Consider the following 17,136-nt stretch of genomic DNA (forward strand, 5'->3'; position numbering starts at 1 on the left):
TATGGCACGCGAGCGAATTTTCCAGCGGCACCGGCATCCTATCAAAACGTTCTCGCTTGGTCTGCAGCATGTCCTTGCGATGTATGCGGGCGCGGTAGTTGTACCACTTATCGTTAGTAATGCATTGGGCTTCACTCAGGAACAGCTGACGTATCTGATTGCCATTGACCTGCTGGCTTGCGGTGTGGCAACGCTGCTGCAGGTATGGGGTAATCGTTATTTTGGGGTGGGACTGCCGGTTATGCTCGGCTGTGCATTCCAGGCGGTATCTCCAATGATCTTGATTGGTCTGAACAGCGGGGTGTCTGCCATTTACGGGGCGGTCATCGCGTCAGGGATTTTTGTAGTGTTGTTCTCGGGGCTATTCGGTAAACTGATCCGCCTGTTTCCGCCGGTTGTGACAGGTTCAGTCGTGACCATTATTGGTCTGACACTGATTCCTGTAGCATTCAGAGACCTGGGAGGCGGTCAGGGAGCGGAAGACTTCGGAAGCGGGACGAATCTATTACTCGGCTTCGGCGTATTGGTGTTTATTATTCTTATGACTCGTTTCACGACAGGATTTATCCGTTCAATCGCCGTTCTGGTCGGTCTTCTTGCCGGTACGGTAGCAGCCGGATTTATGGGGGAGGTTAATTTTGCCCCGATTCGTGAAGCAAGCTGGTTCCATGTGGTGAAGCCATTTTACTTTGGTACGCCAACGTTTGAGATTGTTCCCATTCTGACGATGATCCTGGTGGCCATTGTGAGCGTAGCTGAATCGACAGGTGTATTTATGGCTCTAGGCAAAATTTTGGACAAGGATTTGTCTTCCAAGGATTTGGCCCGGGGGTATCGAGCGGAAGGGCTCGCAATCGTACTTGGAGGGATTTTTAACTCGTTCCCATATACCACCTATTCACAAAATGTAGGGCTTGTACAGATGACCCGTGTTAAAACTCGGGATGTTATCGTGGTAGCAGGCGGACTGCTGGTCGTGATCGGATTCGTACCGAAAATTGCTGCACTCGCACAGCTTGTACCTGGTTCTGTGCTGGGCGGAGCGATGGTGGCGCTGTTCGGGATGGTTGTTTCATCCGGTATTCGCATTATTGGCAGCCAGGTCGATCTGAATCGGCATGAGAACCTGTTTATCATTGCTTGTTCCGTAGGCATGGGCTTGGGTGTCACGGTTGTGCCTGAGCTGTTCGCGGGTGCACCGGACTGGGCACAGATTATGCTGGGTAACGGAATCATTGCCGGCAGCTTTACCGCCATCTTTATGAATTTGCTGTTTAATGGCCTCGGTACGAAGGCGACAGCTGCAAAAATGGCTGAGAAGCAGGCAGATGCGATTCTTGGAGAGACGGAGAAATCAGCATAATTATGTAGATGTGGTGAGGTGGTATCCGGAATGGATGCTATGTTAACTCACAAAATGAATAAGTTACGTGATGAATGAATGAAGTTAATGGCATGATTAATTCACGGAATAAATGTTATATCACCTTAACATCCGGATCGCTGCACGAGAGCAGTGATTCGGATGTTTTTGTTTTAGTTTAGGAGTAAATGCTACAGATGTCTCATCTGTTTCTCTGCAAAATCCCCTACCCAAGGCAGTTTCAGCCATTTTCCCTGCAAGCTGGTGACGACCATGATAATCCAAACGACTACGCCCAGCAGTGATAACAAGGATGCGACGAGAGGGCCGAATAGAGGCAGAAATGCCGACAAAACATGGCCGATCATAATAATGCCAAAGACCGTAACGGATTGAAGAGCGTGAAACAGTACAAACCGGCTGCGTTTCTCCACTGCCAGGAAGACGATTCCACCTACAAAGGTAAACAGATAACAGAGCATGCCGGCGATATTCTCATCCAGACCGCTTGAGGATTTCATGGGGGACATCCGGTCCAGCCTCCTTTGTCCTTTTTTTATACGTTATGAAGAAGGTGGACAGAACTGAACCGGGTTTAATAACGAATATTTCGAGATATAGTATAAGACACGGGAAACTTATGAGCTCCATAGGAGGAAAAGCACGTTAGACCTTGCAATCGACATATATGGAAAACAAGGGCGCACCAGCCATAAGGTAATGGCGTGATGTGCCCCGGTCATGTTTGCGAAATATTCAACAGGCTTAAACGAATCTAAAGATCTTTTCGTTGAAAGTTTCTGCGTGGAGAAGTAACTTTGCCAATTTTATCGGTATCGTTCTCTTTGGGTACCAGACGTTCGTCCGTGCGGCCTTCGTGATGATTCTCAAACATGAACTCTGTCAGCTTCCATTCCGATTTGCCCAGAACCGGATCAGCCGGGAAATGTTGACCACGGTGCAGATGTTCCTCGCGACCCGCTTCATTGATGTAAACTCCGTCGACTTCCACCTTTTCATGCGAAAGGGGCAGCATATCCTGTTCTTTGCGGTCCATGAAACAGCGCCTCCTTTGATACCAGTAATTTAACTGTATGAGTTGTCCGTGATAATATCCCCCGAATAGTTCCGTGTTATGCTGGATAGAATTAATTCCGTACAGAAGGGACATATTCATAAAATATGATTCGGGATTAAACTTTTTGGGCGTAAAAACCGTTATAAATAATAAGCAAAATCGTCAAGTCGTAACATACTCCCGAATATGCTACAATAAGATTATGATTCAATCTGAATCATATCGGGTATTTATAGTGTCAGGTACTTGCTTTCAGCGAGGTTCCCGACCTAAAGCTTGCTTTAAGCCGCGCACACAACTTCATGGATGGCATTTAAGACTTATTCGGCGTTCTCTAAACGGAGCATTCACTTTCAACGTTTTGGGAGGGAATTACAATGGCAACGAAAGGTCACAATGAGGTCAAAGAAAGTTTGAGGGAAATGACTCGGATTTTCCGTCCTAAGGATCCAAAAAAATTCGTGAAGGAGTACGTGAGAAAATACCGGATTACGGGTGGATATGAGGAAGAATTGACTTCTGTGGTCGAGCACGAGCTTGTCAAGATGGATTCTTCCGTGTCCTGAAACACATCATTGAATTATACTGTTCCGATATGAATAGAACCGTCTCCCGGGCGATATGCTCCGGCAGACGGTTTTTTTTGCTGTCCTGAGATTTACTTGTGAAATGAAAGGACATGAAGCATTGCGTCACTTTTGGGCTGTGTGGCATTTCTTCTGCATATACATGGAAGTACACATAGGCAGGAAGGATGAATGCATGTGGACCCTATTTTGAAAACGAGAGAAGAGATTGGCTACATGCGGGAAGCAGGCCGGATTCTGCGAAGCTGCCACGAGCATATTGAACAATGGCTTACCCCTGGCATAACCACAGGTGAGATCGACAGACGGGTAGAGGCATTTCTGGCCGAACGAGGGGCTACTCCGGAGCAAAAGGGATATAAGGGCTATCCGTATGCGACTTGTGCTTCAGTGAATGAAGTGGTCTGTCACGGCTTCCCGGATGAACGGGAATTGGCTGCAGGGGATGTTGTGACCATTGATATGGTGGTAAACAAGGATGGCTGGCTTGCTGACTCGGCATGGACTTACGGAATTGGCGAACAACGCAGATCCATTCGCAAGCTGATGAAACGCACAGAAAGGGCCCTCCACCGGGCTATAGCACAGGCTGTACCAGGAAATACGCTGGGGGATATCGGCAACGCGATTGAACGGACTGCGAGATTGTACCGCTATGGCATTGTTAAGCCGCTCATTGGTCATGGGATTGGGCAGTATATTCATGAACCACCCAATGTACTGCCTTATGGTAAACGCAGGACCGGCATGATGCTTACGGAAGGCATGGTTATTACAATTGAGCCCATATTTACGAGAGGCAGTTCTGGAGCCGTGTTCTGGGATGAAGATGGATGGACTGTCCGGACGGTCGACGGAACATGGGGAGTTCAGTATGAACATACAATTGCGATAACCCGAGATGGACCGCTTATACTAACCGATGGAACGTAAGTCCTTTGATAGGCTGGTAAGGTTTGTTCAAATGATCGTTTAGGAGTGAAGCCAACATGCAGGGTCAGACGCCAAAGCCAGTTCATCGATGTGAATAGAACAGAGTGTAGGATTTGGCCCTGTAGAAGCTGGGAAAAAAGAAAGCTGAGAAAAGCTCTTATTCTTTTGCATAATACTGCATGTTTTTCACGTGAGAAAAGTCACTGAAAATTCACGATAAATCGCCGAAATATGGCAAATATTTTCAAATTAAGAGGTTTACATTTATAACTGAAATCGTTTGCAAACTAAGTTGTAGTGCGGTTTTTATACATAAGTGAACAATTTGTGAACATGTGTCCAAAGATTGACAAAATCATACCCTCAACTTATATTTAATAAGTGATTGAACCATATAGAATGAATTGGAAGAATGCGCAGACATGCCCTTTGGAGGAAATGAAGGGGGTTCTGGAAGCGTTATTTTTGGAAGCGTTCTGTATGACGGACAGGATTATGCGGATCGGGCTGAAGTGACCTTATCAGGCTAAACTTCGAACGATAACGGTAATCTACGAAAATGTTAAAAAAGTGGGGTAGATCAATGATGAAACAGTGGCAGGTTGCAAAGCGAATTCTCCCCTTGCTGGCGGTGTTCTCTTTGCTGCTATCCGCATGCGGGCGGGAAGACTTGTCGGTAATGAAACCTCAGGGTCCTGTGGCACAAGGCCAATATGATCTGATGAAGCTGTCCATTGCGATTATGATCGTAGTGCTCATCATTGTATTTGCCATTGCTGCGTATGTGCTGATCCGGTTTCGCAGACGTGCCGGGCAGAATGAAGTTCCCGAACAGGTTGAAGGCAATTTCAAGCTGGAAGTGATTTGGACAGCCATTCCGCTATTGCTGGTTATTGTACTGGCTGTACCGACAGTTCAGACGATCTTTGCCCAAGGCGAAGATTTGTCCAAGGACAAAAATGCAATTCAGGTCAAAGTTACCTCACATCAGTATTGGTGGGAATTCACTTATCCTCAATATGATGTTACCACCTCTCAAGATCTTATCATCCCGACCGGCAAAAAAATCGCATTCGAATTGAAAACCGCGGACGTGCTTCACTCCTTCTGGGTGCCGTCACTTGCGGGCAAAATGGACACAAACCCGGATGGAACAGTGAACAGATTTAGTTTCTCAGCACCTAATGAAGGCGTTTACCGCGGGAAATGTGCGGAGCTATGCGGAAGGTCGCATGCCTTTATGGAATTCAAAGTAAAAGCAGTCAGCCAGGAATCCTTTGACAGATGGGTCAATGAGATGAAGGCACCGGCAGTGCTGCCGGAAGATACACAGCTTGCTGAAAAGTTCAAAACGAACTGCCTGTCTTGCCACGCCGTTGGCGATCAGGGCGGACCTGTTGCCCCGAATCTCACAGGAATCGGCGGCAAGGAAGCTGTCGCAGGTATTTTGCTGAACCAGCGTGAGGGACAGGAAGAAGGTAATCCGGTGCTGGATAACATGAAAGAATGGCTCCATGATCCACAATCCGTGAAGCCAGGCAATACGATGCCGAATCCAAAAGATCTTGGACTTACGGATGAAGAAATCGACGGAATTGCCGAATATCTAGCCAACTACAAATTGGACTATGAATAGAACAGCAAGGACGAAGAAGGGGGTACACTACCTTGGCTCATGCTCATAGCGTCAAGCGGTACAGGGGCTTGATGGATTGGATCACCACCGTCGATCACAAAAAGATTGCCATTTTGTATTTAATAGCAGGTGGATTGTTCTTCGGAATCGGCGGGATTGAAGCCATTTTAATCCGGATTCAGCTGATGAAACCGATGAATGATTTTGTATCGGCTCAGGTCTTCAACGAATTGATTACGATGCACGGAACAACGATGATCTTCCTTGGTGTCATGCCAATCATATTTGCCATCATGAATGCTGTTGTCCCTTTGCAGATTGGTGCACGGGACGTCGCCTTTCCATTTATTAATGCACTAGGGTTCTGGACGTTCCTGTTTGGCGGACTGCTGCTCAACCTGAGCTGGATCATGGGCGGGGCGCCTGATGCAGGCTGGACGTCGTACACGCCGCTCTCCAGTAGTGAGTACAGCGGGACCCATGGTGTGGATTTCTATACGATCGGTCTACAGATAGCTGGTCTCGGAACACTTATCGGCGGCATTAACTTTCTCGCCACGATCATTACGATGCGTGCACCCGGCATGTCCTACATGCGGATGCCGATGTTTACATGGACAACATTTATTACTTCAGCCATTATCCTTTTTGCATTCCCTGCCATTACGGTGGGATTAGTACTGTTGACGTTTGACCGTATTCTGGGAGCCAACTTCTTCGATGTCGCAAATGGTGGTAACCCGGTACTCTGGCAGCACATTTTCTGGATCTTCGGACATCCGGAAGTATACATACTCATCTTGCCGGCGTTTGGGATTATCTCGGAAGTTATTCCGACCTTTGCACGTAAAAGATTGTTTGGTTACAGTTCCATGGTGTTTGCAACCATCCTGATTGCCTTCCTGGGATTCATGGTATGGGCACACCACATGTTTACAACGGGTCTCGGCAATGTGGCCAACGCACTCTTTTCAATCTCCACTATGCTAATTGCCGTACCGACAGGGATCAAAATCTTTAACTGGCTCTTCACGATGTGGGGTGGACAGATCCGCTTTACGGCTGCGAACCTGTTTGCTGTAGGATTCGTTCCAACCTTCGTCATGGGCGGTGTCACAGGTGTCATGCTCGCATCTGCACCAGCTGATTTCCAGTTCCATGATACGTACTTTGTCGTAGCCCATTTCCACTACGTAATCGTTGGTGGCTTGGTTCTTGGACTGTTCTCGGGCCTGCATTACTGGTGGCCGAAGATGTTCGGTCGCATTTTGAGCGAAACACTTGGGAAATGGACATTCTGGACATTCATGATCGGATTCCAATTAACGTTCTTCGTGCAGCATTTCTTGGGCCTCATGGGGATGCAGCGCCGGATCGTTACATACTTGCCGAATCAGGACTTTGACCTGCTTAACCTGGTCAGCTCCGTTGGAGCATTCCTGATGGGTGTTGGGGTGATCATGTTCCTCGTGAACATCGTCATTACAACGAAAAAACCGGTGAATGCACCAAATGATCCGTGGGAAGATGGCCGTACGTTGGAATGGTCCATCCCGTCTCCACCGCCGGAATATAACTTCAAGCAGACTCCGCTTGTTCGCGGAATCGATGCATATTGGAAGGAAAAGATGGCAGGACATACGGAGATGACTCCTGCTGAACCGGTAGGTTCGATTCATATGCCATCTGCAACACCGCTGCCGTTTATCATGTCTGTCGGTATTTTCATTGCCGGACTGGGCCTGATGTTCAGCAAAGACGATTTTGGCAATGCCTTTATGAACGGACTTTTCAATAATTATATTGTGGTTATTATCGGCCTTCTGATTACATTCGGAGCGATGGCAATGCGTTCACTTTATGATGACCATGGCTGGCATATCGAGCCCGAGGATCAGGATGAGAAGGGGGTTAGAACATGACAACTTCACATGCCGAACCGGTAAGTGGCCAATTGCCGCATGAACCGGAGAAAGCAACGCTGGAGGGACGCAACAAGCTCATTGGCTTCTGGTTGTTCCTTGGCGGCGAGACGGTATTGTTCGGTACACTCTTCGCAACCTTCCTGGCTCTTCGTGGCCAGACGAATGAAGGGCCATCAGCGAATGAACTGTTCCATCTGCCGCTTGTGGCAGCAGCGACCTTCATACTCCTCGTCAGCAGTCTGACTAGTGTATTTGCGATCCAGGCCATGCATCGGGGTAACCGCAGTGCATTGGCACTTTGGCTCGGAATTACGGTAGTGCTGGGCCTAGGATTCCTTGGTATTGAAATTTATGAGTTCTATGAATATGTGGTGCACAAAGAGTTCGGGATGACCACCAGTGCATTCAGCTCCGCTTTTTACACGCTGGTTGGATTCCATGGAGCCCACGTTGCATTCGGTATTCTGTGGATCGGACTTATTATCGGGCAGCTGTTCAGAAAAGGATTAACGGTCGTAACTGCACCAAAGGTATACGTCTCCGCAATGTACTGGCACTTTATTGACGTGGTCTGGGTGTTTATCTTTACGGTCGTCTACCTGCTCGGAAAGGTGGGTTAACACATGTCGGTACAGGATAAGAGTGATCAACAACCTGTGAAACATCGTCACCGGACAGAAGGACCGCAGAAGCATGTCGTTGTGTTTATATTCTCCATCATCCTGACACTCATTGCGTTTGCAGCCGTTAAGGCAGGGGGCGTCAATACATCCTTTACCATCATTCTTTTGGTGGTTATGGCCATTCTTCAGGTGTTTGTCCAGCTGGGATACTGGATGCACATGAAGGATAAAGGCCATCTGATGCCCATCCTGTTTATGGCTTTCGGATTTTTTGTAGCATTCACGTGCATCATCATGGCACTCTATTGGGTTTGGTGGTAAATGAGATGGCGGCGGCGCAGTGCCGCCGTCTTTTCCCCTTTTAGGCGATGGAATGAAAAAGATGTTTTAAGGCTACAACCAAATCAGGTCACCGGGAGGTTTCCCGTATGCTCGGGTTGCAATACTTCAGTTTCAACGATTTATGGAGTCCCTTCATTCTTGCGTTATTTTTACTCATTGTAGCTGTGTATCTGTTTGTCGTAGGTCCGTTAAGTGAAAGGGTTACTGATGCAGAACCTGCTAACGCTGCACAGAAAATCATGTTTATTACAGGTCTGGCTGTGTTCTATCTTGCCCAGGCTGGACCATTTAATTTGCTGGGGCACGTCATGTTCAGCTTTCACATGGTAAGCATGGCTCTGTCTTATCTGGTTGCTCCACCTTTATTGATGAAAGGGCTGCCTCTCTGGGTGTGGCGAAAGATCATTCAGTGGCTGCCAGCGCGGCAGTTATCCTTTTTAGCTCATCCGATTGTCGCGGCATTACTCTTTAACGGTTTATTTTCGCTGTATCATCTGCCCGTTGTCCATGACTATGTCATGCTGAATTTTACGGTTCACCGACTGTATTACTTGGTTCTATTTATTACCTCTATGCTCATGTGGTGGACACTTCTTAATCCGCTGCCGGAGGCAAGACAGGCTTCAGGACTGTCGAAGATTGGATTTATTTTTCTTAATATGGTGCTGTTAACACCAGCTTGCGGCTTGATCATTTTTGCGTCCGAGCCATTATATGCAACGTATAGCAATCCTGCGGTATGGGCGGAAGCGATGAGATATTGCGTTTCAGGAGACTCCTCGGCATTATTGCGTACATTCGGAGGTCCAGGTTTCTTTAACTTCCTGTCTTCTGCCAAAGAGGATCAGCAGGTGGGGGGGATTGTAATGAAGTTTATTCAGGAGGGCATCTTCGTATCCATGCTGGCATATGTTTTCTTTCAATGGTACCGCAAGGAAAAACGCGAAGATGATGATGATCCGTATCCTGTAGAACGTTCAGGTGGACCGCTTAATCCTGCGAAATAAGCCTTAGTTATGTTCAGACAAGAGGGGGAACACACGATGGATATGCATTTTTTGCTACCTACGATCAGTACTTCTTTCATTGTGATTAGCGCTTTACTGGTTGGGATCGGTTGGGTGTTAATCGTTCGCGGCAAAAAGGAGGCTCATCAATCCATGATGATAGCGGGAGCTGTCGCGGCTCTGCTATTCTTTATCATCTACATGTCCCGAACGATATTTGTAGGAAATACCGCTTGGGGCGGTGATCCGGAGATGGAGATCTTCTATCGAATCTTTCTGATCTTTCATATTATTCTCGCCACAGCAGCTGCTGTATTCGGTATATCTACTCTGGTGCTGGGATTCAAGAAGAAATTTGCTACACATCGTCGCTGGGGACGGTTTACATCCATGATCTGGTTCAGCAGCGCACTGACAGGCGTCATCGTATATGTACTGTTATATCTCCTTTATCCTGGCGGGCATACACGCCCTGTATGGGAAGTCATCCTCGGGGTGTAGAACAGTAAACAGATTCTTTGAAAATATGAAAATGGATGAATGGATTCGTCCAATCGTCCATACCTTCTCTCTCATCCTTACATAGAATGAGATCGAGAGGGGGAAACAACAAGTGAAAAAAACAGTCCAAGTCAGTCAAACGTATCCACGTCTCACGGTGTATTCAGAAGAGAACTACAGAGGGAGAAGTCGGATTTACCGTGGTAACACGGGTCTGCGCAATCTGGATAACATTCTGGATGGGGTAGAGAGCCTGCGCTTTTTCTCGACAAGTTCCAATGCAACGCTGGTTGTGTTTACGAGACCAAACTTTCAGGGTGGATTCCGCGTTTATCGTGGCAATACCAATCTGAGAGATCTGGATGATCTGATTCGCGGAAATGATGTAGAATCCCTGATCTCCACCAATCAACGGCTTACACTAGCTGAAATTCGTGCCATCCGCAGTAATCGCAGTTTACCGAGCGGCTACAATTTGGTGTAAAAGGTTGACCTCTTCTGCATACAGGTGCCGGAAAATTGAAAGAGTTGATTCCGTTTTGTGTTCGCACAATATCGGAGTCAGCTCTCTTTTTTTTGCCTGTACGCCTTTAGTTCGAAGTAGTTGTTAAACGAACATCGTGGTAACTGCCCTAAGCCTGCCTTTCATACTGCATCACTTCAGTGTCCAAGGGAATGAATTCCTGCTAAATTCCTGATTCAGGAAAAAAAGGGTTGACGGTATGAAGTGGGGGTCTGTATACTGTGTATATTGATATATACAGTAAACACAGTGAACACAGCTTGCATAGTAAATGTGTGAGATGGAAAGGCAGGCAATGTTATGAATGATTGGAAGCAGGCTTGGTGGCTAACCCGCAGCGAATGGAGCAAGGATCGGTTTCAATGGTTATGGTCTGCAATGTTTATGATCTATGTTGGAGCTATGGGTGGGGTCATGTTATATGGACAGAGGGAGGAAAGTGCGCTTAACACGATTTCCGATTCCTACTTCTTGCTTATGATTCCATTTCAGGGATTTATCTTCTCGAGACGCTCTTTCCGCTACATACAGGAAGATTCGTATACACAGATGCTGACCTACTATCGCAGACTTCCGATCTCGGCGGAGACCGTCATGTGGGGACGCATTCAGCAGGCTTTGCTGGCCTTCATCTTTAATGGCATATTCTACTATGGCGCGTTGTATGTCTCGGTGATGCATCTGGAAGGGTTTCGATGGGATCAGTATCTAGCCTTTGCCCTAACGTGTACAGGGTACGGGATACTGATTACAGGATTCTATATCTTTGGGGAATTTCTACACACAGGCAAGAAGTATTTGTTAATCAGCATGCTGTTTATACCCGTAATTGTCCTCATTGCACTCTTCATTCGAATCATGGGTGGCAACGGATTGCGATATGCCGTAGAAATCAGCAAAACCTGGGGGTTGTTATCACCATTTATGTGGGGCTCGCTAATATTGGGATTTGCGGTGTTATGGTTGCTTAGTCGCTTAACACTAAGGAAGTTATCGAAGCGGGATTTAAGTTAATGGAAAGTCAAATATAGAACGACATCGAGGATGACCGGCACTATCGTGCAAGTGAACTGAAGTGTACGCGAGGGTGAGGTGCAGGACTTGAATATACCGATTCAAATTAATGAAAACAGTGCTGAACCTTTATATCACCAAATTGAAAACCAGCTAAGATCTTTAATTATAACGGGTCAATTGGGGGAGGGAACGCATTTGCCATCCATTCGCGAATTTGCAGGTTCGTTGAATTGCAGCGTGATTACTGTTCGCCGGGTTTACCAGGACTTGGAGAATGAAGGCTTGCTTCGAACGAAGCAGGGTACGGGGACGTTTGTAGCCAAGGTTGACGCAGGAGATCGAGAGAACTACAAATTGACAGCAGCAAGAGAAGCGTTGCAGGCAGCCGTGCAGTCCGGTAAATCCGTTGGATGCAGCGAAGAGGAAATGGCAGGATTGTTTCAAGAGATTTTGCAGTCGATCTACTATCCGAAATAAGGGGTGACCAAACATGGAACCAATTGCGGTTCAGCTAAACGGTGTATCCAAAATGCGCAAGCGTAGAATCATTGGCCCTATTGATCTCGTCATTCCCGAGGGATACGTGGTCGCCATATTGGGCCATAACGGTTCGGGAAAAAGCACGCTGCTGAATATGCTTCAGCGGGTTGTACTACCGGATTCCGGTCAGATCATGTGGTTCGGACAGCACCACGAAGGTGAGCTTCCTACAGAGCTGAGAGAGCATATTGGTTTTGTTGCAGACGGTGGAGGTTCGGAAGAAGACCATATAACCGCTGTTGAAGCAGCCAGATTCCGGGCACATTGGTACACCCGTTGGGATGCGAAGCTTTTCAACCAGCTAATGGATGATATGGATGTTCCCTATGATGTGAAACTGAAGAAGTTGTCCAAAGGAGAACGGCGCAAATTCGAAATAGCGGCAGCACTTGCTGCACGGCCGAGATTGCTCCTGCTGGATGAACCTTCATCTGGGCTTGATCCATTTGCCTGGAAGGTCATGGTTGAGCAGTTCCGCAATTTCATGGCGGAAGGGGATACCACCATTTTAATAGCAACACATATAGCAGATGAAGTGAAGCGTCTGGCGGATTACATCGTACTGATGCACCGGGGCCAATCTCTTGGAATGGCGGAAAAAGATGTCGTGCTCGATCAATGGAGAGAAATCTGGTACGAAGGCGATCTAAGACCTGAGAGTATACCGGGGGCTGTTGAGTCGAAGCAGGAGGCTGGAGCCATACGGGTGATTACGACCCGGGTAGTTGAAGCACAGGAGAGGCTGGAGCTTGCGGGTAACCGCATCATGAAAATCCGAAACCTGGAGCTGGACGAAGTGCTGCAATATTGGATTGCAGGGTACGCTCCGACAATGTGGAGATAAACGAAGGAGGATGATAGATGATGAACAGATTGGAACTGAAGCAGGTAGTCAAGCAATATGCAGATAAGACGGCTGTTAACGGTGTTACGCTTAATGTGGAAGAAGGGGAAATCTATGGATTGCTGGGTGCCAATGGTGCGGGTAAAACAACAACGATGCGCATGGTACTTGGTCTGATTCATCCCGATGGTGGAGAGATTCGATATAACGGCAAGCCTTATAGTACCGAGCTGCAGCAGATTATGGGGTATCTTCCGGAAGAACGTGGACTGTATCCCAAGGTGAAGGTCAGTGACCAGATCAATTATTTGGCCCGCCTTCGCGGCATGAATGGCAAGGATGCAGACAAAAGCCTAAGATACTGGCTTGATCGATTCGAGGTCCCTGAGTATTACGACAAAAAGATCGAGGAGTTATCGAAGGGTAACCAGCAAAAGATGGGCTTTATCGCTGCGGTGGTGCACCGTCCTCAGATACTTATTCTTGACGAGGCGTTCAGCGGCTTAGATCCAGTAAACGTAGAATTGCTCAAATCCACTGTTAAGGAATTGCGTGATGAAGGAACGGCTATTCTGTTCTCGACACATCGCATGGAGCATGTTGAAGAGCTTTGTCGTCAGATAACAATTCTACATCGCTCCAACACCGTAGTTCAGGGAGAGATCAAGGAGATCAAGAACCGCTATCCGCGTGAACAGGTTTTCCTGAATACCACTGGCAATGTGGATGGTTTGGATCAATTGGCCGGTGTAAATAAGGTGGAGCGGAACGAGCGTGGATATCTTATTCATATTGCACAGGTTGAGGCTGCCCAGGAGATATTGAAGCATGCAATGAATCAGACGACTGTAGAGCATTTTGAGATCAAAGAACCAACGCTTAACCAAATCTTTATTCGTGAGGTGGGTGAGTCGAATGAATAAAATGGGAACGATCATCGGATTTACATTCAAAAACAAAGTCAAAACGAAATCATTTGTAGTTACGACCATTGTACTTGCACTTTTAATTTCAATTGGACTTAATGTACCCTATTTCATTACCTTGTTTAACGGTGGATCAATCGGCGGTGGAGCTGCAGGGAGCAACCCTGTAAACATTGGGCTTCTGAGTGCGGGACAGCCAGAAGTATCGGAGAAGCTGGAGAAGTTCTCGTCTGCACAAGGAGATCAAGCGTATCGATTCATTGCTGATGGTACTAAAGATGAAGCTGCGCTGAAAGCAGATGCAGAATCCGGACTTACTGACGGGTATCTGAAGTTTGAAGCGGCCCAAGGACAGGAGTTCCCACAGCCGATCCTGTATTCAACAGAAGAGGTGTCCCCTCAGATTATTGCTTCTATAGAAGCTGCGCTGCAAAGTGTGAAGCTGGATGTCGTCGTGAAGGACGTACTCACGGCTGAGCAAAAGGAATTGATTAATACTCCTGTTAAGGTGAGTGAGCAAAGCTTGAGTGCTGAAGAAGCAGGAGCTGATGCAGGGTCAGAGAATGGCATGAGCCCGATTAACTACATTGTGGTATACCTGCTGATCATCCTCCTGTTCACATCTACTATGATGACAGGTAATATGATCGCATCCGAAATCACAGCGGAGAAGAGTTCCCGCATTATGGAGATTTTGATTACCAGCGTGTCTCCACTGAGTCAGATGTTTGGTAAAATCATCGGAATATTTATGGTAGGTATGCTTCAGATCGGTATCTTCGGTGCGGTGATCGCAGGGAATGTGCTGCTTCCTCACAACCGTGATGTCCTGAGTGATTTTAGTTTGAACCTGAGTGATGTAAATATTGCCGTTATTGTATACGGATTAATCTTCTACATCCTTGGTTACTTCCTGTATGCGGTGATGTTTGCTGCGATTGGTTCGATGGTTAGCCGTACAGAAGAACTGGGTCAAGCGGTGCTGCCGATTACGATGCTTTCGTTGGTTTCCTTCTATATTGCAATCTTTAGTATCGCAACACCGAACATTCTGCTATTAAAAGTTGCTAGTTTCATACCGTTTACCTCACCTACAGCCATCTTGGTACGAATCGGGGCAGGGGTTGCTCCAACATGGGAGATACTAGTGTCTTTGGCCATTCTGGTCGTATCGATCTTTGTCTTCGGCTGGCTGGCTGCCAAAATCTATCGCACGGGTGTGTTGATGTATGGTAAGCGTCCAACCTTCAAGGAATTGTTCAAGGCAATGAAAGCTTACAAAATTTAAATTAATACGATGAATAAATAAAAATAAATTCTATTCTTCAATCAATTCTTTCTTTCTTCTGTTCACTAGGCTGCTACTGCTTTAGAAGAGAAATGTTCCAACTTCACAATAAATCATTGGAGGCGTTGAGTATGATCAAAAGCATTAATTCAAAATCATTCATGATGTTAAGTGTTGGTGCAGCCGTAATTTTGCTAGGATCGCTAGTAAGTGCAGAAGGGTCTTCCATAAAGGATGCTGTGCAGGGATTTCTGATGGGTGCTGGAGCTGTTATTGCTGTTGCAGGGCTGTGGATGGCTGGAAGTAAGAAGTAATTATCAAAAGGGAGAAGGGGACTATCTCAGGAAAAAGGTGGAACCCTTCTCAGTCTATTATCGTAATAATGATGGATGTTCATTCTTTGAACGAATAGATTTGCCCTACTATATATCTAAAGGAGAATACATAATATGAAAAACTGGAAACGCATGCTCTTGTCACTCACCGTCTCGGTTGGTTTGCTCGCTTCAGCGGCACCGGCCATGGCTGCACCTCAAGTAACTTCCGTTAAAGTCAATGACCAGGCAGTAAAGTACACTGTAGGGGCACCAATGAATAACAAGGGAACAACATTGGTTCCGCTTCGCTCCACACTTGATGCAATGGATGTGAAGCTGACGACTGCGACAGATGATACAATTACGGCTGTGGTGGACGGCAAAACGATTACACTCAAAAGCAAGCTTACACGTATTAATGGCGTAACCTATGCACCGATTCGTATTGTTGGGGACGCTACAGGTTATGAAGTAAACTGGGATGCGAAGACACGTACCGTTTTGCTTGTCTCCAAGGAAGCGGAAACAGCTGCACAAACAGGTGGCCGCGGCTTCATGTGGGAAGTGGAGAGCAACGGGAACACAGTATATCTGGTAGGCTCCATGCATATTGCTGACGATAGCTTCTACCCATTGCGCGAGGAATTTGAAGAAGCTTTTGCTGAAGCGGATTACCTGGGCGTCGAGATCGACATCAGCAAAGCGGCTGATGAGGCACAACAGAAGTTGATTCTGGATCTGGGATCTTACCAGGATGGAACAACGCTGAAGGATCATGTTTCAAGCGAGACTTATACCAAACTGGGGGATATCCTGAAGAAAAACGGATTGGAGCCTAATGCGCTGGACGCATTCAAGCCTTGGGTCGCTGAAAGTACACTTGCTAGCCTGAAGTCGGCTACGGCTGGATATGAAGCTTCGGCGGGTGTGGATTTGTATTTCATTCAAAAGGCCATTGAGAGTAAACTGCCCATTATCGAGCTAGAATCGTACGAGTCTCAACTGGGTATGTTTAACGGCTTCTCCAAAGAGCTGCAAGAAGAAACATTGAAAGCAACATTAGACAACTTCGATGTTCTTGATGATAGTGTGAACCAAATGGCTGAGATGTGGAAAACGGGTAATGATAAGCAGTTGCTTGATCTGACCAATAACTTCTCTGATAACGAGGAGTACAACAAAGCAATGCTGATCGACCGTAACATTGGCATGGCTGACAAGATTGATGGATACCTGAAGAGTGATAAGAAAGAGGAGTACTTTATCGTTGTAGGTGCTGCCCACTACCTGGGTGAGCACGGCATCGTGAAGCTGCTTGAAGATAAAGGTTATACTGTAGAACGTAAGTAACATTAATATCATTACTAGATACAACCCTCTCACTTCTGAGTAGAAGCGGGAGGGTTGTTATCTTATATATAGAAGAAAGACAAGATATATGGATGGCTGATATATACTCGTGTCCAAGTTGTTAGAAAATGTAGAACGTTGAATAATGACATCGTGATATCTAATATAGAAATTATTTTTATAAAACACTTTACAAGATATTGTGATATATGATATATTATTTTTCCGGCCAAGAAAACACAAGAAACACGGTGCGGTAAGCGAACTGAAAAACTTCGAAAGAAACTTAAAAAAGTGCTTGCTAAATTGGTTGGAACATGATAATATATAAGAGTT

The 17,136-nt window shown here is 46.5% G+C and carries 19 protein-coding genes; 17 read left to right on the top strand and 2 right to left on the bottom strand.

Going from position 1 to position 17,136, the window contains the following annotated elements:
• The first annotated feature begins 1 nt into the window (after position 1).
• Entirely contained in the window at positions 2-1,363 is a 1,362-nt protein-coding gene (locus CHI14_RS23690) for a nucleobase:cation symporter-2 family protein (protein ID WP_095291884.1), read from the top strand.
• 191 nt (positions 1,364-1,554) lie between these two features.
• On the opposite strand, the gene CHI14_RS23695 is transcribed toward CHI14_RS23690, so the two are convergent.
• Together CHI14_RS23695 and CHI14_RS23700 are read right to left on the bottom strand one after the other, a co-directional pair.
• The gene (locus tag CHI14_RS23695; protein ID WP_095291885.1) at positions 1,555-1,893 is read right to left on the bottom strand and encodes a DUF4870 domain-containing protein; all 339 of its coding nucleotides are present in this window, start codon (positions 1,891-1,893) and stop codon (positions 1,555-1,557) included.
• A gap of 245 nt (positions 1,894-2,138) precedes the next feature.
• Complete coding sequence (locus tag CHI14_RS23700; RefSeq protein WP_095291887.1) at positions 2,139-2,420, bottom strand: transposase; 282 nt, start codon at positions 2,418-2,420, stop codon at positions 2,139-2,141.
• Between the two features lie 398 nt (positions 2,421-2,818).
• On the opposite strand from CHI14_RS23700, the gene CHI14_RS23705 reads away from it, so the two are divergent.
• The 16 genes from CHI14_RS23705 (at position 2,819) to CHI14_RS23780 (ending at position 16,800) form a co-directional block, all read left to right on the top strand.
• Complete coding sequence (locus CHI14_RS23705) at positions 2,819-3,007, top strand: hypothetical protein (RefSeq protein WP_017690840.1); 189 nt, start codon at positions 2,819-2,821, stop codon at positions 3,005-3,007.
• A 192-nt stretch (positions 3,008-3,199) separates the two neighbouring features.
• Positions 3,200-3,961 carry a type I methionyl aminopeptidase gene (map, locus tag CHI14_RS23710; RefSeq protein ID WP_095291888.1) on the top strand — a complete coding sequence of 254 codons (762 nt, stop codon included), beginning with the start codon at positions 3,200-3,202 and terminating at the stop codon, positions 3,959-3,961.
• A gap of 583 nt (positions 3,962-4,544) precedes the next feature.
• Positions 4,545-5,597: a cytochrome c oxidase subunit II gene (coxB, locus tag CHI14_RS23715; protein WP_095291889.1), complete on the top strand. Its 1,053-nt coding sequence runs from the start codon at positions 4,545-4,547 to the stop codon at positions 5,595-5,597.
• A 71-nt stretch (positions 5,598-5,668) separates the two neighbouring features.
• Positions 5,669-7,519 (top strand): cytochrome c oxidase subunit I, encoded by a 1,851-nt coding sequence (gene ctaD / locus CHI14_RS23720; protein WP_481856451.1) that lies wholly within the window; start codon positions 5,669-5,671, stop codon positions 7,517-7,519.
• Positions 7,516-8,142, top strand: coding sequence for a cytochrome (ubi)quinol oxidase subunit III (locus CHI14_RS23725; protein WP_095291892.1), 627 nt, complete (start codon positions 7,516-7,518; stop codon positions 8,140-8,142). The genes ctaD and CHI14_RS23725 overlap by 4 nt, the downstream gene beginning before the upstream one ends.
• 3 nt (positions 8,143-8,145) lie before the next feature.
• Positions 8,146-8,466 carry a cytochrome C oxidase subunit IV family protein gene (locus CHI14_RS23730; RefSeq protein WP_095291893.1) on the top strand — a complete coding sequence of 107 codons (321 nt, stop codon included), beginning with the start codon at positions 8,146-8,148 and terminating at the stop codon, positions 8,464-8,466.
• Between the two features lie 107 nt (positions 8,467-8,573).
• Positions 8,574-9,494, top strand: a complete 921-nt coding sequence (ctaG, locus tag CHI14_RS23735; RefSeq protein WP_095291895.1) for a cytochrome c oxidase assembly factor CtaG — start codon at positions 8,574-8,576, stop codon at positions 9,492-9,494.
• A 36-nt stretch (positions 9,495-9,530) separates the two neighbouring features.
• The gene (locus CHI14_RS23740; RefSeq protein ID WP_095291897.1) at positions 9,531-9,995 is read left to right on the top strand and encodes a DUF420 domain-containing protein; all 465 of its coding nucleotides are present in this window, start codon (positions 9,531-9,533) and stop codon (positions 9,993-9,995) included.
• Between the two features lie 112 nt (positions 9,996-10,107).
• A complete protein-coding gene (locus tag CHI14_RS23745; RefSeq protein WP_095291899.1) occupies positions 10,108-10,479 on the top strand; it encodes a hypothetical protein in 372 nt (123 codons plus the stop codon).
• Between the two features lie 339 nt (positions 10,480-10,818).
• The gene (locus CHI14_RS23750; protein WP_095291901.1) at positions 10,819-11,532 is read left to right on the top strand and encodes a hypothetical protein; all 714 of its coding nucleotides are present in this window, start codon (positions 10,819-10,821) and stop codon (positions 11,530-11,532) included.
• Between the two features lie 87 nt (positions 11,533-11,619).
• On the top strand, positions 11,620-12,012 hold the full coding sequence (locus tag CHI14_RS23755; protein ID WP_095291902.1) for a GntR family transcriptional regulator: 393 nt from the start codon (positions 11,620-11,622) through the stop codon (positions 12,010-12,012).
• 13 nt (positions 12,013-12,025) lie between these two features.
• On the top strand, positions 12,026-12,919 hold the full coding sequence (locus tag CHI14_RS23760; RefSeq protein WP_095291904.1) for an ATP-binding cassette domain-containing protein: 894 nt from the start codon (positions 12,026-12,028) through the stop codon (positions 12,917-12,919).
• A 20-nt stretch (positions 12,920-12,939) separates the two neighbouring features.
• Positions 12,940-13,842: an ABC transporter ATP-binding protein gene (locus CHI14_RS23765; protein WP_095291910.1), complete on the top strand. Its 903-nt coding sequence runs from the start codon at positions 12,940-12,942 to the stop codon at positions 13,840-13,842.
• Positions 13,835-15,133: an ABC transporter permease gene (locus tag CHI14_RS23770; protein WP_095291905.1), complete on the top strand. Its 1,299-nt coding sequence runs from the start codon at positions 13,835-13,837 to the stop codon at positions 15,131-15,133. The genes CHI14_RS23765 and CHI14_RS23770 overlap by 8 nt, the downstream gene beginning before the upstream one ends.
• A gap of 131 nt (positions 15,134-15,264) precedes the next feature.
• Positions 15,265-15,447, top strand: coding sequence for a hypothetical protein (locus tag CHI14_RS23775; RefSeq protein WP_095291906.1), 183 nt, complete (start codon positions 15,265-15,267; stop codon positions 15,445-15,447).
• A gap of 135 nt (positions 15,448-15,582) precedes the next feature.
• Positions 15,583-16,800, top strand: coding sequence for a TraB/GumN family protein (locus tag CHI14_RS23780; protein WP_095291908.1), 1,218 nt, complete (start codon positions 15,583-15,585; stop codon positions 16,798-16,800).
• Positions 16,801-17,136: the final 336 nt, after the last annotated feature.

This window comes from Paenibacillus sp. 7516, assembly GCF_002272715.1.
Classification (GTDB): Bacteria; Bacillota; Bacilli; order Paenibacillales; family Paenibacillaceae; genus Paenibacillus; species Paenibacillus illinoisensis_A.

Bases quoted from the DNA above. Each gene is read 5' to 3' on its own strand.
- CHI14_RS23690 (WP_095291884.1), top strand. From the start codon at position 2: ATGGCACGCGAGCGAATTTTCCAGCGGCACCGGCATCCTATCAAAACG.
- CHI14_RS23695 (WP_095291885.1), bottom strand. From the start codon at position 1,893: ATGTCCCCCATGAAATCCTCAAGCGGTCTGGATGAGAATATCGCCGGC.
- CHI14_RS23700 (WP_095291887.1), bottom strand. From the start codon at position 2,420: ATGGACCGCAAAGAACAGGATATGCTGCCCCTTTCGCATGAAAAGGTG.
- CHI14_RS23705 (WP_017690840.1), top strand. From the start codon at position 2,819: ATGGCAACGAAAGGTCACAATGAGGTCAAAGAAAGTTTGAGGGAAATG.
- map (WP_095291888.1), top strand. From the start codon at position 3,200: ATGCATGTGGACCCTATTTTGAAAACGAGAGAAGAGATTGGCTACATG.
- coxB (WP_095291889.1), top strand. From the start codon at position 4,545: ATGATGAAACAGTGGCAGGTTGCAAAGCGAATTCTCCCCTTGCTGGCG.
- ctaD (WP_481856451.1), top strand. From the start codon at position 5,669: ATGGATTGGATCACCACCGTCGATCACAAAAAGATTGCCATTTTGTAT.
- CHI14_RS23725 (WP_095291892.1), top strand. From the start codon at position 7,516: ATGACAACTTCACATGCCGAACCGGTAAGTGGCCAATTGCCGCATGAA.
- CHI14_RS23730 (WP_095291893.1), top strand. From the start codon at position 8,146: ATGTCGGTACAGGATAAGAGTGATCAACAACCTGTGAAACATCGTCAC.
- ctaG (WP_095291895.1), top strand. From the start codon at position 8,574: ATGCTCGGGTTGCAATACTTCAGTTTCAACGATTTATGGAGTCCCTTC.
- CHI14_RS23740 (WP_095291897.1), top strand. From the start codon at position 9,531: ATGGATATGCATTTTTTGCTACCTACGATCAGTACTTCTTTCATTGTG.
- CHI14_RS23750 (WP_095291901.1), top strand. From the start codon at position 10,819: ATGAATGATTGGAAGCAGGCTTGGTGGCTAACCCGCAGCGAATGGAGC.
- CHI14_RS23760 (WP_095291904.1), top strand. From the start codon at position 12,026: ATGGAACCAATTGCGGTTCAGCTAAACGGTGTATCCAAAATGCGCAAG.
- CHI14_RS23765 (WP_095291910.1), top strand. From the start codon at position 12,940: ATGAACAGATTGGAACTGAAGCAGGTAGTCAAGCAATATGCAGATAAG.
- CHI14_RS23770 (WP_095291905.1), top strand. From the start codon at position 13,835: ATGAATAAAATGGGAACGATCATCGGATTTACATTCAAAAACAAAGTC.
- CHI14_RS23775 (WP_095291906.1), top strand. From the start codon at position 15,265: ATGATCAAAAGCATTAATTCAAAATCATTCATGATGTTAAGTGTTGGT.
- CHI14_RS23780 (WP_095291908.1), top strand. From the start codon at position 15,583: ATGAAAAACTGGAAACGCATGCTCTTGTCACTCACCGTCTCGGTTGGT.